This window comes from Streptomyces sp. NPDC056835 (assembly GCF_042789485.1).
In the GTDB taxonomy this organism is placed as follows: Bacteria; Actinomycetota; Actinomycetes; order Streptomycetales; family Streptomycetaceae; genus Streptomyces.
Map to the genome: position 1 here is coordinate 235,719 of NZ_JBHUBB010000012.1, position 15,522 is coordinate 251,240.

General features: G+C 69.2%; 14 protein-coding genes. 9 read left to right on the top strand and 5 right to left on the bottom strand.

Annotated features, from left to right (window positions below; translation table 11 throughout):
* Positions 1-28: 28 nt before the first annotated feature.
* On the bottom strand, positions 29-901 hold the full coding sequence (locus ACFRMN_RS16685; RefSeq protein ID WP_383019625.1) for a helix-turn-helix transcriptional regulator: 873 nt from the start codon (positions 899-901) through the stop codon (positions 29-31).
* 321 nt (positions 902-1,222) lie between these two features.
* On the opposite strand from ACFRMN_RS16685, the gene ACFRMN_RS16690 reads away from it, so the two are divergent.
* The 3 genes from ACFRMN_RS16690 (at position 1,223) to ACFRMN_RS16700 (ending at position 3,705) form a co-directional block, all read left to right on the top strand.
* Positions 1,223-2,098: a helix-turn-helix transcriptional regulator gene (locus ACFRMN_RS16690; RefSeq protein WP_383019627.1), complete on the top strand. Its 876-nt coding sequence runs from the start codon at positions 1,223-1,225 to the stop codon at positions 2,096-2,098.
* 396 nt (positions 2,099-2,494) lie between these two features.
* The gene (locus ACFRMN_RS16695; RefSeq protein WP_383019630.1) at positions 2,495-3,334 is read left to right on the top strand and encodes an SDR family NAD(P)-dependent oxidoreductase; all 840 of its coding nucleotides are present in this window, start codon (positions 2,495-2,497) and stop codon (positions 3,332-3,334) included.
* The gene (locus ACFRMN_RS16700; protein WP_383019633.1) at positions 3,289-3,705 is read left to right on the top strand and encodes an SDR family oxidoreductase; all 417 of its coding nucleotides are present in this window, start codon (positions 3,289-3,291) and stop codon (positions 3,703-3,705) included. Before ACFRMN_RS16695 ends, ACFRMN_RS16700 begins: the two co-directional genes overlap by 46 nt.
* A 325-nt stretch (positions 3,706-4,030) precedes the next feature.
* Here the strand turns inward: ACFRMN_RS16700 and ACFRMN_RS16705 are convergent, their stop codons facing one another.
* Both ACFRMN_RS16705 and ACFRMN_RS16710 read right to left on the bottom strand, forming a co-directional pair.
* On the bottom strand, positions 4,031-5,422 hold the full coding sequence (locus ACFRMN_RS16705) for an amidohydrolase family protein (RefSeq protein ID WP_383019635.1): 1,392 nt from the start codon (positions 5,420-5,422) through the stop codon (positions 4,031-4,033).
* Positions 5,423-5,538: 116 nt separating this feature from the next.
* Positions 5,539-6,288: an Atu4866 domain-containing protein gene (locus ACFRMN_RS16710; protein WP_383019638.1), complete on the bottom strand. Its 750-nt coding sequence runs from the start codon at positions 6,286-6,288 to the stop codon at positions 5,539-5,541.
* Positions 6,289-6,488: 200 nt separating this feature from the next.
* On the opposite strand from ACFRMN_RS16710, the gene ACFRMN_RS16715 reads away from it, so the two are divergent.
* From ACFRMN_RS16715 to ACFRMN_RS16740, 6 genes are all read left to right on the top strand, one after another.
* A complete protein-coding gene (locus tag ACFRMN_RS16715; protein WP_383019639.1) occupies positions 6,489-6,797 on the top strand; it encodes an Atu4866 domain-containing protein in 309 nt (102 codons plus the stop codon).
* Positions 6,798-6,851: 54 nt separating this feature from the next.
* Entirely contained in the window at positions 6,852-7,835 is a 984-nt protein-coding gene (locus tag ACFRMN_RS16720) for a LacI family DNA-binding transcriptional regulator (protein WP_383019642.1), read from the top strand.
* Between the two features lie 46 nt (positions 7,836-7,881).
* On the top strand, positions 7,882-9,192 hold the full coding sequence (locus ACFRMN_RS16725) for an ADP-ribosylglycohydrolase family protein (RefSeq protein ID WP_383019645.1): 1,311 nt from the start codon (positions 7,882-7,884) through the stop codon (positions 9,190-9,192).
* A 70-nt stretch (positions 9,193-9,262) separates the two neighbouring features.
* Positions 9,263-10,636, top strand: a complete 1,374-nt coding sequence (locus ACFRMN_RS16730; protein ID WP_383019648.1) for an ABC transporter substrate-binding protein — start codon at positions 9,263-9,265, stop codon at positions 10,634-10,636.
* A 4-nt stretch (positions 10,637-10,640) separates the two neighbouring features.
* Positions 10,641-11,579: a carbohydrate ABC transporter permease gene (locus ACFRMN_RS16735; RefSeq protein WP_383019651.1), complete on the top strand. Its 939-nt coding sequence runs from the start codon at positions 10,641-10,643 to the stop codon at positions 11,577-11,579.
* A 5-nt stretch (positions 11,580-11,584) separates the two neighbouring features.
* Positions 11,585-12,442: a carbohydrate ABC transporter permease gene (locus ACFRMN_RS16740; RefSeq protein WP_383019679.1), complete on the top strand. Its 858-nt coding sequence runs from the start codon at positions 11,585-11,587 to the stop codon at positions 12,440-12,442.
* An 85-nt stretch (positions 12,443-12,527) separates the two neighbouring features.
* Here the strand turns inward: ACFRMN_RS16740 and ACFRMN_RS16745 are convergent, their stop codons facing one another.
* Positions 12,528-14,069, bottom strand: a complete 1,542-nt coding sequence (locus tag ACFRMN_RS16745) for an alpha/beta fold hydrolase (RefSeq protein ID WP_383019654.1) — start codon at positions 14,067-14,069, stop codon at positions 12,528-12,530.
* 194 nt (positions 14,070-14,263) lie between these two features.
* Positions 14,264-15,214, bottom strand: a complete 951-nt coding sequence (locus tag ACFRMN_RS16750) for an SMP-30/gluconolactonase/LRE family protein (RefSeq protein WP_383019657.1) — start codon at positions 15,212-15,214, stop codon at positions 14,264-14,266.
* Positions 15,215-15,522: the final 308 nt, after the last annotated feature.

Here is a 15,522-nt window from a genome sequence, read left to right on the forward strand (position 1 = left end):
CACACCGCTCACATGCTCATGTTCGCCGCTACCGCTCGTTGACGGCGAGGTCGGCCACGGGCACAGCTGCCCGGGCCTGCTTCGGCTGGGTGGCCATGGCCCTCAGAGTCTCGAAGGCGGCCGCAGTCGGGCCTGCCGGTTCAGCTTGGTAGACCACCAGTTGCTGGTGCGGGGCCCCGTTGACGGTGAAAGCCGCGAATTCGATGTGCAGGTCTCCGACCTGGGGGTGCTTGAGATGCTTGCCTTCTTGAGACTTGCCCTTCACCTCGTGCATCTGCCAGATCCTGGCGAAGTCCTTGCTCCGGGCGGACAGTTCCGCCACGACTTCGGCGATACGGGCCGAGTCGGGGTCGTATCCGTAGGCGGCCCTGAGTTCGGCGACACAGGAGTGTGCGGCTCGCTCCCATTCCTGGTAGAACTCGCGCCCTGCCGGGTCGACGAACACCATGCGGGCGAGGTTGTCGAACCGGTCGAACCCACTGTGGAGGGCCGTGGCCAGGGAGTTACCCGCCATGATGTCGAGGGCCGGGCCGACGACAAAGGCCGGAGTGTGCTCCCAACCGTCCATCAGTCGCAACAATTGCCGGCTGACCTCCGTCTCGCCCCAGGCACGGGGGCGTTGCGAGGCGGTGAGGCAGAGGCGGTTGAGATGGTCGCCGGCTTCCGCGTCCAGTTTCAGCGCCTGCGCCACGGCGTCGAGGACCTGCGGAGACGGGCTGTTCTCGCGCCCCTGTTCCAGCCTGATGTAGTAGTCGGAGCTGACTCCGGCGAGCAGCGCGACTTCCTCTCTGCGCAGTCCCGGCACCCGGCGTCTCCCGTGTTCGGGCAGACCGACGTCGTGTGGCTTCAAGGCTTCTCTGCGGGCTCGGAGGAAATCACCCAAAGGGGTCCCGTTGCTCATGCCGCAAGACTAGATGGTTTTCCGGCAACGGGAAGTGTCGGTCGCATACTGTGGCACCACGTGGCATGCCCTTCACACAGGGTAACTCTCCACCTTGCTCAATGCTCTTTGCCAGCCCCCGCGACTCGCTGCGGAAGCTGGGCTGCGGCCGGGACCTGCCGAGGGGCACCGGCGATTCGAACGGTCGCGCTCACGAGGCGCCCGTAAAGACTTCCCGTAGTCCGTCACGTGCTTTCGCCCCCCCGGGACCCGTATTCCTGGGTGTAACGCACCCACTGTCGGAAGAGCCCTATCCGTCGTTCTCCGCCTAGCCTTGGCCATATGGACAACGACACACACCCTGACTCGGTTGGAGGGCTGGGCCAGTTTCTACGCTCCCGCAGAGAACGTCTCAGCCCTGCCGCGGCAGGACTGTCCAACGTCGGCCGCCGAAAGGTGGCCGGCCTGCGGCGTGACGAGGTCGCGGCGCTCGCAGGTGTCAGCCTGAGCTACTACAGCCGGCTTGAGCAGGGCCGTGAACTCAGCCCCTCACCCCGGGTGCTGGAGGCCATGGCCCGCGCACTGCGACTCGGGGATGAGGACAAGCGGGAACTCTTCCGGCTGGCCCGGCCGACAGCCCGCCGCACGAAGTCCCCGGTCCGGGTCGAGCGTGTCCGCCCACATCTGCGGCGACTGATCGAAAGCTGGACCACGACGCCGGCCTTCATCATCGGTCATGCCCAGGACCTGCTGGCCACCAACTCATTGGCCGACGCTCTCTACCGTGACTTCGCGCAGCCCGACAACGTGCTGCGCATGCTCTTCCTGGACCCTGCGGCGAAGACCTTCTACCGGCACGCGGAGCGGGCCAGGCATCATGCTGTCGCCGACCTTCAGCGGACCGCCGCACGCACCCCCGAGGATCCCCGCATCCTGGAGCTCGTCGGCGAACTGTCGGTGCGCAGCGGCGAGTTCCGCGCCCTGTGGGCACGGGAGTACTCCCGGGTCCCGCCTTATGACGTCAAGCGGGTGCACCACTCCCTCGTGGGAGACCTGGAGTTGCGCCACGAGGCCCTGAACATCCGCAGCGCCCCGGGACAGCAGCTCATCATCCTTCAGGCCGAGCCGAGCTCCCCCTCCGCCGACGGCCTGGCCCTGCTGGGATCCATCGGCGCACCCGACGTACCTCACCAGCGGAATCCCGCACACGGCGCCTGAACCAGGGGACCGCCGGAAAACCGTCTCCGGCGGACGCGTATGTGCCCCGGCGGGACTGGCATGCGACGCCCCGGCCGATTACGGCGTATTCCTCTCGACGGCACCCGGAATTCCGGCCCGGAAATCATCCGGAATACGCACCTGTCGACGGACTCCGACAAGGGTGCCGGGCGCAGCCCATGAATGGAGGGCCCGAATGCTGCCGCGAATGATGGTCCTGGGCCTGCTGGAGCCACTGTGCGGCCTTCGGTGCTCCTCCCCGACATACGCCTCGCCTTCCTGGGTGTGACACTCCCAGGAAAAGCGCAGCCTTCATCGCGCTGTAGCCGACCGGCACACTTGAATTCGTCAACAGGAAATCCCCGACAAGGGGAAGCGACGAAAGAGGTTTTCCCTATGGCTACGTGGTTTGTCACCGGCGCTTCGCGCGGAATCGGTGCTGAAATCGCCCGCGCCGCACTGGCAGGCGGTAACGATGTCGTGGTCGCCGTGCGAAACCCGGAACGGGTGCCGGCCGACCTGAAGGACTCCGACCAGGTCTGCGCGGTCGCCCTGGACGTCACGGACAAGGACAGCATCCCGCAGGCGGTCGAGGCCGCCGTGAACCGGTTCGGCGGCATCGACGTCCTGGTGAACAACGCCGGCCGCGGCCTGCTCGGCGCGCTGGAGGAGATCACCGACGCGGAGGCCCGGTCACTGTTCGACCTCAACGTCTTCGGCCTGATCAACGTCACCCGAGCTGTTCTGCCCGTCATGCGCGAGCAGGGCTCGGGCAGGCTGGTGCACATCGGCTCCCGCTCGGGCTTCGAGGGCGAGCCCGGCGTCAGCCTGTACTGCGCGTCGAAGTTCGCCGTCGCCGGCATCAGCGAGGCGCTCTCCGCCGAGATGGCACCGTTCGGGATCCAGTCGATGGTCGTCGAGCCAGGCGTCTTCCGCACCGACTTCCTCGACGCCAGCTCCCTGTCGGTCGCCGCGAACCGCATCGCCGATTACGACGACACCCCCGCCCACGTGACGCTGGACTGGATCGACCGGGCCAATCACGCCCAGCTCGGCAACCCCGTCAAGGGCGCCGCCCTCATCGTCGAAGTCGCCTCTGCCGAGAAGCTGCCCACGCACCTCTACCTCGGGCGCGACACCCTTGAGCGGCTCGACGTCAAGTACCAGCAGATGCGGGACGACCTCGCCCCGTGGCGCGAGAAGTCCGCCGCCACCGCCCACGACGACGCCACCTGACGGACGCCGCCGCCCAGGGGAAGCCCGCCGACCTGATCAACACCTCGTCCGTCGCGGCCACCCGCGTCCTGGCGAAGTTCTCCGTCTACTCCGGCACCAAGGCGTACGTCAGCCACCTCACCCGGCTGCTCCGCGTCGAACTCGGTCCCAGGATGGTCCGCGTGGCCACCATCGAACCCGGCATGGTCGACACCGAGCTCCCCGACCACGTCACCGATCCCGACGCCTCCAAGCTGATGGCCGACCTCATCCGCGACATCGACTGCCTGCGGTCCGCCGACATCGCGGAAACCGTCGCCTTCATGGCCGCCGTCCCGCGTCACGTCAACCTCACCGAGATCACCGTCATGCCCACCGCCCAGGCCATCTGAAATCCGTCCCGTCATGGCGGGGGAGAACAGCCGCACGCTGTTCTCCCCCGCCATGACGTGTTGACGGAGTCGGACGGCAAGCTGTCGGCCGTCGAGGGCAGGTCGGTGATGAGGTCGAGGCCTCGCCCGCCCAAGCCGGCAGCGGGGGCACCGCGTCGCGTGCCAGGTCGTCCTGGTATGCCCGACGGGCTTGGAGACCTGCGGCGAGCCCGGCTGTTGGTAAGGACTTGTTCGGGGACCAGCGTTCGGAGTTCTCACTCATTCAAGATCACCCGACCGTGATCACTGTCACCGACCTCCGTGAACTGAACACCTGGGCCCTGTCTCAGGCAGCCGGGGTGTTCAGCACGTACTCGCGCGAGGCGTGCACCTCGCCGCGCAGGGCGGCCAGATCGACGTCGAGGACCCGTCCGTCCCACTTGCGGGGCTCGCCGTTGATGAGGACGGCGCTGATGTTGCGGGCGTCGGAGCCCAGCACGATGGTGCCGATCGGGTCGTTGAGCGGCATGTTGTTGAGGTCCTCGGCCTGGATGACCAGCAGGTCGGCCTTCTTGCCCGGGGTGAGTGAGCCGGTGACGCCGGCCAGGCCGTTGGTGCGGGCGCCCTGGAGGGTGGCGAAGTCGAGGACGTCGTGGGTGGTGATGCGGGAGGGCTGCCGGTCGGTGCCGTAGGCGGCGTTGACCGCGCGCATCCGCTGGATGGCGTGCAGGGCCCGCATCTGTGTGAACATGTCGCTGGCCAGGGCGACTTCGACGTCGATGCTCAGTCCGGGGCGGATTCCGACGGACAGTGCCTCGTCGACGGCGGGGATCGCGGTCTCCAGGCCGATCTGCGCGTCGGACGTGGGGGCGAGGGCCACGGTGGTGCCGCTCTCTCCCATCGCCTGCCATGCCTCGGAGGTCAGCCCGGTGGAGTGGATGAGGGTGACGTCGGGGCTGAGGACGCCGTCCTCGGCCCAGCGCAGGACCGCCTCGGAGGAGGACGTGCCGAAGACGGCGTCCACGCTCACACCGATGCCCAACTCCTCCGCGACACGCGCGAGTTCGTGGCCGTAGGCGAGCGTCGGTCCGGCGATCTCGGCGGTGGCCAGGGTAGCCAGGCGCAGCGTGAGCAACTGGTCCTCGCTGCTGAAGTACCGGTCCTTGAGGCGGGTCAGGTCGCCGGGCCACTGCCGGTCCCACGCGCCGAAGTGCGGGCCCATGGAGGCGTGCACGCCTCGGATGCCGGTGTCGGCAAGGGCCTCGATCGCGGCGTCGGAGTGCTCGCGGGTGCGGGAGTTGTGGGAGAAGTCGAGCATGGTCGTGATGCCGCTGTCGATCGCGGTCAGGGCGGCCAGCCGGGTGCCGATGTACATGTCCTGGGGCCGGTAGACCGTGGCGTAGCCGGCCAGGGTGGCCATGACATAGCCGCCGAGGTCATCGACGTCCGGCATGATCCGGCGCAGCTGGGCCTCCCAGGCGTGCCGGTGGGTGTCGACGAAGCCGGGGGTGAGGATCGTGCCGGTGGCGTCGACGGCCACGACATCGCCCGCGCCGAGGTCGCGGCCGACGGCGGTGATCGTGTCGCCCTCGACGAGGAGGTCGCCGCCGTCGATGACGCCGAGGCCGGGGTCCATGGTGACGATGGTCGCGCCGGTGAACAGGATGCGCCGACGGGCGGCGGGACGGCGCCGGAGCTCTTCGAGCACGGCGGCGCTGGTGGTGTCGTTGACGTTCATGAGGGGGCTTCTTTCAGTACGGCGGGGAGGGCCGGGAGGAGGGGCCGCGAGCCGGAGTGGGCCGTGCGGCCGGGGCGTCGGCATCGGGACGGTGAGCGCGCCGACCGGAGGGAAGGTCAGCCGAGCTTCATGACGTAGCCCGCGTGGTGGAGTTCGTCGCCCTGGAACTCTCCGTAGGCCCAGAAGCCGAGGTCGTCCAGGTAGTCGACGCGGTCGCCGTCGATCCAGTACCGGCCCTGGTAGGCGTGCGGACGGCCGCCCCGGGTCTCGTCATAGCGGCCGTCGGCGGTGAGCTCCTGGTGCAGGAAGTCGTTCTTGTCGATCCAGACGCCGACGCGCGGGCTGCCGGTCAGGTCCGCGGCGGCCGGGATGCCCGTCGCGGGGGCGGTGACCCGCCCGGGGACATCGGCGCCGGCCCACAGGACCGGCCGGCCGGCCGCGACGAGTGCGTGGACCCGCTCCGGCCGGGTCACGAGGGTGGTCACCGCGCCTGGCACGTCGGTGGCGAGTTCGTCGGGAACCACCAGGAAGTCGGATGTGTTGCCCGGGGTCAGCGTCGCGACGTACTCCGAGCGGTGGCCACGGCCACCGGCCAGCGCCACAGCGTCCACGACGGCGGGGGCGATGGTCAGGCCGGTGCAGTCGACGACGATGGCGTTGTCGTCCCCTGCCGCGGTGACGATGGCGGGGCCGACCCCCACCAGCAGGGAGCCGACGAACAGGAGGTCGGCGCCGGTCATGGTCCCGATCAGCGGGTCCATCGTCAGGATGCGGGCGTTGGTGAACAGGACGGGACGCCCCTCGTCGTTCGAAAGGATCTCGTCGAGGGCCCCGGGGTTCCAGCTCATGGTGCGGGTGATGCTCATCGCGTGCTCCTCAGTGGAGTCGCCTCATCGGTGTGCCCGCTGCGGGAGTGAACGCCGGTACGGGTCCGAGGCGAGTGTTTCGACGGCTACGGCGGCCGCCTGACCACCAGGTTCGCCGCGCGGTGGAGCCGGAACCAGGCCGCCGTATCCCTAGGTGCCGGGCACCCACGATCCGTCCCGCCGCACACGACGGAGCGGGCATGGGGCGGTCTCGCACGGCCCGCACCGCTTACGTACCGCACCGAAGCACCGAAGGGACCCGTCACTCGCGATGGCGGGTGCGCGGTAACCGCCGGAGCGCCTGCACCAGCAGCTGCACCATCACCGGCAACCACATCGACTACGTCGATGACACCGGCTTCGTGGATGCAAGACGATTTGCGCGCCAACTCAAGCTGATACCTCGGACCTCGTCAAGAGTCATCGCACACATCAGGAGCTCGTCCGGAAATCGCCAATTAATACGTGGTTCACCTCTTGACAACACAGCAAGGGTGGGACGAACGTGACGGCCACACCATGCCAAACGTTTTGCACGGAGGTCGAGAGTGACGCAGGTCGGCATGACAGAGGTCGCCGCGCGGGCCGGGGTATCCGTCACCACGGTTTCCCACGTGCTGTCGGGGCGTCGGCCGGTCTCGGAGAAGACCAAGGCCCGCGTGCTCGGGGTCATCGAGGAGCTCGGCTACCAGCCCAACGCCCTCGCACAGGGACTGCGTACCCGGCGGACGATGACCGTCGGGCTGATCGTCCCGGACCTGACCAACCCCTTCTATCCGATGATGCTGCGCGGCCTGGACGACGTGCTGGTGCCGGCCGGGTACCGCACGGTGGTCTGCAACACCGACGGAACCCGCGAGCAGGAGACCGCTTTCCTGCGGGACATGGCGACGCGGAGTGTCGACGGTGTGGTCATCGCTCCCTTCCAGCTCTCCAGGAAGGACCTGCTGGAGCATCGGAAGATCATGCCGGTGGTCCGCCTGGGTGGCGGCCCCTTCGACGCGGACCTCGGCGACCTGGTCCGCAGCGACGACGAGGGAGGCATGGCCCAGGCGGTCCGCTACCTGTGCGACCTGGGACGGCGCCGGGTGGCGTACATCGGCGGAACCCGGCACACCGGCCCCAGCGATGTGCGTGAGGCGGGCTTTCGCCGGGCCTTGGCCGAGGCCGACCAGGTGGTCGACGAAAACCTCGTCGTCCGGGGCGACTTCACCCGGGACGCGGGGCGGGAGGCGGCCGAGATCCTTCTGGACCGGGAGGACAGGCCGGATGCCATCGCCTGCGCGAATGACCTCATCGCCATCGGTGTCCTGGATGCCGCACGCAAGCGCGGTCTGCACGTGCCCGCCGAGCTCGCCATCACCGGCTACGACGACATCGACGCCGCGTCCCTGATCACCCCGGCGCTCACCACCGTGGTGAACCCGGCGCGCGAGGTGGGCCGCTCGTGCGGTGAAGCCCTCCTGCGCCAGTTGAACACCGAGGAGACGGCCCCCTCCCGGGAACTCGTCATCGCCAACTCCCTTGTGCGCCGCGAGTCGGCCTGACCTCCCCCATAAATCCTTTGCACGTGAACGACAGGAGCAGTGAACGATGAACAACCACGAGCCCCACGATCCTCGTGAACTGCTGCGCTGGGAACTCGCGCAGCGCCAGGAGAGCGGATACGAGCTGGGCGAACTCGCCGCGGCCGGGCACGAGGCGGCGGCCGGTGACGACGTCACCGCGGCCCGCAGGCTCCTGGACGAGCTCACCACCACGGCCCGCAAGGCGAGTTGGACCTACGACGAGCCGGATGGCCTCGATGCCATTCTCGCGACCCTGCCCGAGGCACCCGCCGTGACAACGATCGGCGAGCCGGAACTCCGGGACCGGATGCTGGGCGCCTGGCTCGGCCGCTGCGCGGGATGCAATCTCGGCAAGCCGGTCGAGCACGGCGACCACTGGACCGCCGGTCACCTGCGCACGTACCTGGAGCTGGCCGACGCCTACCCCCTGCGCGACTACATACCCGTCCTGGACCCCATGCCCGAGGGATTCAGGCTGCGCGAGTTCTGGCCGTACACCACCCGCGGCCGGATCTCGGAGAGCGCGCGCGACGACGACATCGACTACACGATCCTGGGCTTGCACATCCTTGAGGAGTACGGGTTCGGCTACACCCGTGAGGACGTGGCCGCCGAATGGCTGGACCGGCTCCCGTACACCCAGACCTTCACCGCCGAGCGCTCCACCTACCGCAACCTGGTCATCGGGCACGAACCCTCCCGCGCCGGGAAGATCGACAACCCCTACCGCGAGTGGATCGGGGCCCAGATACGCGCGGACATCTTCGGCTACGTCCACCCCGGCGATCCGCGCGCTGCCGCTGAACTCGCCTACCGTGACGCGGAGTTGTCCCACACTGCCAACGGCGTCTACGGGGAGATGTGGGCCGCGGCACTCGTGGCCGCCGCGTTCACCGGCACCGCACGCGAGGCCGTCGAGACCTCCCTGACCTGCGTCCCTCCCCGCAGCAGGCTGGCCGAGGCCATCCGGTTCGTCCTCGACCGGCACGCGGCCGGGGACACCTGGGAGCAGGCCCGCGCGGCTGTCGAGGACCGCTATGGCCACTACTCCTGGGTCCACACGGTCAACAACGCCGCGCTCGTCGTGGCCGGACTCCTGTGGGGCGACGGCGACTTCACCGCCAGCATCGGGCTCACGGTGCAGGGCGGCTGGGACACCGACTCCAACGGCGCCACCGTCGGCAGCGTCGCCGGGATCATCAGCGGCGCCGAGCGGCTGCCGGCCCACTGGACCAAGCCCCTCAACGACACCGCCCGCAGCGCCATCCGAGGCTTCGACGGCTCCCGTATCTCGGACCTCGCCGAGCGGACCGTACGGCTGGTGATGAGCAAGTGACGTCGCACCACCCGCCCCTCCCTTGTCACCGTCACCGACACCGGGCACCTCAGAACTCGGAGACCACCCCATGACCGCATCCCTTTCACGCCGCCGATTCCTGCAACTGACCGGCACCGCGGCGCTGGGCGCCACGGCCCTGTCCGCCTGCGGCTCAGGAAGCGGTGCGAGTGGCAACCAGATCACGTACTGGGGAGCCTTCGCCAGCAAGGACATCGAGAAGTACTTCCAGCAGAACTTCGTCGACGCCTACAACAAGACCGCCACCGGTGCGAACGCGCGCAAGGTGCAGATGTCGGTGAAGCAGATCGACACGATCGGCCGGCTCACCCAGACCGCCATCGCCTCGGGCCGCGGCCCCGACATCGTCGGCACCGCGGGCCCGGCGCAGACCTTGCCCTATGTCAGCAACGGCAATCTGCTGGCGCTGGACCCCTACGTGGACAAGCTCGGCTGGCAGAACAATCTGCTTTCGTGGGCACTGGACGCCGGCCGTGCCGACGGCAAGCTCTATTCGCTGCCGTCCGGTTACGAGACCATGGCCGTCTTCTACAACCCCGCCACGCTCAAGAAGCACGGCTGGAAGCCGCCGACGAACCGGGCCGAGTTCGAGGATCTCTGCAAGGACGCGACGGCGAAGGGCATGGTGCCGGTCGGCGCGGGCAACGCGGAGTTCAAGGCCGCGACCGAGTGGCATGTGACCTGGATCTGGAACACCTTCGCGGGTCCCGAGGCCCTGTACGAGGCACTGACCGGGAAGCGCAGGTGGACCGACCCTGTCTTCGTGGAAGCGATCGCCGTGCTCAAGGGCTGGTTCGACAAGGGGTGGTTCGGGGGCGGCCCGGACAAGTACTTCACCAACAAGTTCACGGCCGTCTACGAGCAGATGGCGAGCGGAGATGTGGCCCTGTTCTTCAACGGGTCCTGGACGTTCAGTGAGATCGCCCCGTACTTCGGCAAGGCAGCCGGCAACGACGCGACCTGGGACTGGGCACCGCTGCCGTCCATGAACAGCAGCGTGCCCGCGGGAGTACAGCCGCTGTCGATCGGCACCGCCTACTCCGTCAACAAGGACTGCGAGCACCCCGAGCAGGCGGTAGACGTGCTTGACTACTTGGTCTCCGACGGGCGGCGCCAACTTGAGTGGCTGTCCGCGACCGGCGTGGCCCCGGCCCCCGTCAAGGTGACCGAAGCGGATTTCCCCAAGGACATCGATCCCCGGGTCAAGCGCCATTACCTCCAGCTCAACGCGGCCAAAGACATCGGCTACACCACCTGGACCTTCTGGCCGCCCAAGTCGGACACCTACCTCTACGAACAGATGGAGAAGGTGATCACCGGCGACCTCAGCCCGAAGGACTACTGCGCGGGCCTGGACAAGCTGTTCCAGCAGGAGCTCAAGGCCGGCAAGCGGCCACCCGTGCCCGCTCCGAAGGGAGCGTGACTCCGTGGCCGTCCTGCACGTCGACCGGCCCAAGGCCCCGCCCAGCAGGCCCGCCCGTACGGCCCGGCGCGGCAAACTGCGCCGCGCCGGCATCGGCTTCGCGTTCATGGCACCGCTGCTGGTGGTCAACGCCCTCGTCATCGCCGTGCCCGGCGCTCTGTCGATCGGGTACTCCTTCACCGACTGGACCGGGCTCGGCTCGGCCAATTTCGTCGGCCTGGACAACTACCAACGCCTCTTCGGCGACGCGGAGTTCCGTAACGCCCTGTGGCACAACGTCCTGTGGACGGCGTTCTTCCTCACGGTGCCCATGGCGATGGGACTGTTCGGAGCGTTCCTCCTCTCCCGGGTCAAGCGCTTCCAGATGCTCTTCCGCGTCGCCTACTTCATCCCGTACGTCGTCGCCACCGTCGTCTCCGGCTCGATCTGGCAAAGCCTGCTCAGCCCCGACCAGGGCATCGGCCAGGGCCTCGCCAACCTGGGCCTGCCATTCCTGAAGGACGTCAACTTCCTCGGTGACCCGCACCTGGCGCTGGGCACGGTCGCGTTCATCAACACCTGGCAGTGGTGGGGCTTCCTCGTCGTGATCTTCCTCGCCTCGATGCAGGCGGTGAACCCCTCACAGTACGAGGCGGCACGTATCGACGGCGCGAACATGTGGCAGGAGTTCTGGCACATCACCCTGCCCGGGATCCGGCCGACCCTGATGTTCCTGGGCCTGATGACCGTGATCTGGTCGTTCCTGATCTTCGACTACATCTACATCCTCACCCAGGGCGGCCCGGCAGGCTCCACCGACGTACTCGGCACCCTGCTGTACCGCAGCGCCTTCGCCAACCAAGAAGCCGGCTATGCCGCGTCCATGGGCGTCATCATGGCCCTGATCAGCGTGATCGCGGTCTCCGGCTTCCTCTACCTGCGCCGCCGGGGGTGGGACATTTGAGTACCGTGAACACCTCGCCGACCCAACGGACTCCGTTGAGGAAACTCTCGTTCGGACGGTATGCGACCTACGCCGTCCTGCTGCTGCTCGCGCTCTTCGCCGTCGGCCCGATGCTGCTGTTCGCGTTCAACGCGCTGAAGACCCGCTCCGGCCTCGCCGACAACCCGCTCGGCCTGCCCACCCACCCGCGGTGGCACAACCTCGTCGACGCCTGGCAGCAGGCCAACATGGGCGTCGGCCTGCGCAACAGCGCCATCGTGGTCATCGCCACCGCGCTCGGCGTGTGCGTGATCTCCAGCTGCGCGGCCTACGCCCTGAGCCGGCTGCGCGTGCCCGGCAGCAACGGCATCATCTACTACCTGCTGGTCACCACAGCCCTGCCCATCCAGCTCTTCCTGGTCCCGCTGTTCTACATGTGGACCAACCTCGGTCTCTACGACAGCCTCTTCGGCCTGGTCATCATCTACTGGGCGATCTTCAGCCCCTTCGCCACCCTGCTCATCCGCTCCTTCATGGTCGGCTTGCCGAAGGAGTACGAGGAGGCGGCCCGTCTCGACGGGGCAGGCGAATGGCGGGTGTTCACCCGCGTGGTCCTGCCCATGGCCTGGCCGGGCATCCTGACGGCCGCACTCGTCGCCGGCCTCGGGGCCTACAACGAGTTCCTGCTCGCGGTGACCTTCATCCAGAGCAGCGACAAGATGCCCGTCTCCACCGCGTTCTTCTCCTTCAAGTCCGGTTACACCCAGGACTACACACTCGTCAGCGCCGGCGGCCTGATCATGGTCATCCCGGTCCTGATCGCCTTCCTCCTGCTACAGCGCCGGTTCATCGACGGCTACACCTCGTCGGGCATGACGGGCTGACCCCGGGGGCCGCGGTCTCGCGGCACCGCGCGAGCGCATTTCGCAGGTGGGCGGGTCCGGCCTGCCCGTGCCGGGTGGCCGTGGCTCAGCCGGTGCGCCCCGCGAGCCCGTCGGCCCAGGCGCGGACCGCCCGGGCCGTGGTGACGGCGTGTTCCTCCACTATCGTCCAGTGATCACCCGGGACCTCCATGGTGTCGCACGGACCGGGCCAGGAGGCCTGCCCCTCGTGCCCGGCGGGGGTGTCGCCGTGGGTGTCCGCCTCCGGCGGCCGGTCGGTGGCGCGGACCAGCAGGACGGGCACGTCCGGGGGTTCGGGGTGCCAACCCCGGAGCATCCGGGTGTAGCCGCCGAACGCGGCCAGGGCCATGTCGTCCACCGCCGTGTCGAACTCCGCTCCCATGGTCAGAGCCGCGCGGGCGGGCATGGCGAGCAGCCACGGCTCGGCTTCCCGTTCGGGGGTCACATGGTAGGTGTCGAGGAGGATCAGGCCGGCGGGCGGAGTGCCGGTGGCCGCGAGCCGCGCGGCGACCGCGTGGGCCGGGCACCCGCCCATCGACCACCCCAGCAGGACGGGGCGGCGCCCGCCCAGCCGCTCGCGCAGGGTGGCCGTGTGCAGGTCCACCAGTGTCCGCCAGTCGCGCGGCAGCGCGTCGCCCGAGGTGACCCCCGGGTGCCGCATCTCCCACACGTCCCGGTCCTCCTCGAAGTGGCTGGCGAGCGTGGCGTACCAGGGTCTGCCGAGGGCCGGGGAGAAGCCGGGGAAGCACACCAGCGGCGGCCGGCCGGCCTCACCCTTGGCCAGGTGGAGCGGGTCCAGGGCGTGCGCGGCGGAATCCTCGGGGCCGAAGCCGGGGACCGCCAAGGAGGCGGTCACGAGCAGGTGCATCGCCGAGACGACGTCACCCGTCGCACACACGCGGCGGTAGAGGGAGGCGAGGGTCTGGAGTGACCGGGCCTTCGCGGGACGCGCCAACCCGGCGGCGACCGCCTCCCGGTCGGGCGGCGCCTCGGACAGCCCGGCGAGCAGATGCTTCGTCAGCTGCTCGCAGGTGGGCAGGTCGAAGGTGAGCGTGGGGGGCAGCTCCAGACCGGTGAGCAGGCTCAGCCGGTTGCGCAGCTGAACGGCGGCCAGGGAGTCGAGGCCGAGTTCGCTGAGGGCGCGGTCGGCCGTGACTGCGGTCGCGCCGGTGTGCCCGAGCACGTGGGCGACCGCCTCGCGGACCAGTGCGAGCAGAGCGGGGCCGTGGTCGGCGACGGGTAGCCGCGCCAGCCGTTCGCGCCACGCGCCCGGCGTCTCGTCCGGCACCCGGCCGGTACCGGAAGCGGGTCCCCCGCCATCACCGGGTCCTCCGCCGTCACCGGGTTCCCCGGCCGCGCCCAGCGGAGGGCCGGACGGACCGGACAGGTCCCGCAGGGGCGGCGGGAGGGGCCGTCGGGCGCGGGAGGCCGCCGGGTCCAGCGGCAGCGGCGCGAGGACGGGCTCGCCCGCCGCGAGGGCGGCGTCGAACAGCGCCAGGCCCTCGGCCGCGGTGACGGCTCGGACCACGCCGTCATCCGTCCGGCCGGTGCGGGCGGCCATCCCCTCGCCTCCCGCCCACGGTCCCCACACCAGCGAGAGTACGAGCACCCCACGATCGTCTCCCTCGCCGAGCGGCTGTCCCACCAGGCGGGCGGACGGACGGAGCGGCCGCCCGCCCCACCGGTACGCGCCGGCGAGGCCCCCCGTGGCCGGGCGGGCCTGAACCGCCTGAACCGCATGCGTCGCGGCCGCTCCTGACGCCCGGCCGGCGGGGTCGATGAACCTGCCCGGGCGCCCCCGCGTCAGAGGGACACGGCGACACCGTTGAACGTCGTGTCGGGCGTCTGGGGGCTGGTGAAGCGAGCGTTGACGAGGTAGAGGCGATTGCCCCAGCGTGCGGCGGTGGTGGGGACGTCGAAGCGGGGGTCGGTGATCGTACGGCGCAGGGTGGCGGTGCGGACCTTGGCGTCGAGATCGAACACGCTGATGAGGTTCAGCCGGTTCTGCACGACGTACAGCGTGCGACCGATGCGGACGAGGCCGTCGCCGTTGGAGACGTTGTCCGCGCCGCTCAGCGCGATCTCGGTGGCGCGACCGGTCCTGAGGTCCACGTGGTAGAGCGTGCCGGACGTGCTGCTGACGACGATCAGCCCTCGGCCGTCGGGGGTGCCCACGATGCCGTTGGCGTTGTTCACATCGGGTATCTGCACCCAGTCGCCGCTGAGCGGCAGCCTGAGGATCTCTCCTGCGCGACCGCGCGGTACGCCGTGGAGCACGCTGTCGCGCGAGTCGGTGAACCAGGCGCGACCGCCGAGCAGGATGACGTCGTTGATGAAGTGGCCGGTCTCGTCGGTAAGTTGGTACGTGGTCACGAGCTCGCCGGTTCGGGAGTCGACGACCCGCGCGGATCCGCCGCCGCCTCCGGCGATGTAGAGCAGGCCGTCATGGTCCAGTTTGAGCCCGATGGCCGCGGTGCCGGTGGCCCCCGCGTAGATGAATCCGCCCTTGCCGGTGCGCAGATCGGTGCGGTAGACGGCACCGTTGGCGCGCGAGCCCATGTAGGCGTACGGCTCTCCGCCGATGCTGATCCCCTCGGGGAGAAAACCGTCGGGAAGCGGGAACTCGGTCGGGTACGCGCGAGTCGGGGCGCCGGAAGCGGCGCTCGCCGTGCCGGCGTCGGCCGCCACGGCGAGCGCGGCGGCGGCGCCGGCGAGAACCGTGCGTCGGGACAGGCGGGGGTGGTTCTGGGACATGGTTCCGGGCCTCCGTGAAGTGTCGGATGGGACTCGGCGGACTCAGTGACTCAACAGTCCGGTAACTCGGTGAACGGCGTCAACTCCGCTGCGCGTACGGCTCGTTCGTCACCAGCTGTCACCTGTGAGTTCCCTTCGAGTTCCTTTGTGCCCCATCCACGACGAGGTCGCCCCACCGCGTGACAACACCGCCATGTTCCGGGACGCCGACAGCCGCCATGGCGGTGTCCTCTCCCGTAAAGCGGTCCTGGCCCAGCGAGAGCCTCCGCCCTCGGCACGGTGTGACCCCACTCGGGTGGGGTCACACC

What these genes read in the sequence shown, in the direction of transcription:
- ACFRMN_RS16685 (WP_383019625.1), bottom strand. Translation starts at nt 901, where the DNA reads ATGAGCAACGGGACCCCTTTGGGTGATTTCCTCCGAGCCCGCAGAGAA.
- ACFRMN_RS16690 (WP_383019627.1), top strand. Translation starts at nt 1,223, where the DNA reads ATGGACAACGACACACACCCTGACTCGGTTGGAGGGCTGGGCCAGTTT.
- ACFRMN_RS16695 (WP_383019630.1), top strand. Translation starts at nt 2,495, where the DNA reads ATGGCTACGTGGTTTGTCACCGGCGCTTCGCGCGGAATCGGTGCTGAA.
- ACFRMN_RS16705 (WP_383019635.1), bottom strand. Translation starts at nt 5,422, where the DNA reads ATGAACGTCAACGACACCACCAGCGCCGCCGTGCTCGAAGAGCTCCGG.
- ACFRMN_RS16710 (WP_383019638.1), bottom strand. Translation starts at nt 6,288, where the DNA reads ATGAGCATCACCCGCACCATGAGCTGGAACCCCGGGGCCCTCGACGAG.
- ACFRMN_RS16715 (WP_383019639.1), top strand. Translation starts at nt 6,489, where the DNA reads ATGGGGCGGTCTCGCACGGCCCGCACCGCTTACGTACCGCACCGAAGC.
- ACFRMN_RS16720 (WP_383019642.1), top strand. Translation starts at nt 6,852, where the DNA reads ATGACAGAGGTCGCCGCGCGGGCCGGGGTATCCGTCACCACGGTTTCC.
- ACFRMN_RS16725 (WP_383019645.1), top strand. Translation starts at nt 7,882, where the DNA reads ATGAACAACCACGAGCCCCACGATCCTCGTGAACTGCTGCGCTGGGAA.
- ACFRMN_RS16730 (WP_383019648.1), top strand. Translation starts at nt 9,263, where the DNA reads ATGACCGCATCCCTTTCACGCCGCCGATTCCTGCAACTGACCGGCACC.
- ACFRMN_RS16750 (WP_383019657.1), bottom strand. Translation starts at nt 15,214, where the DNA reads ATGTCCCAGAACCACCCCCGCCTGTCCCGACGCACGGTTCTCGCCGGC.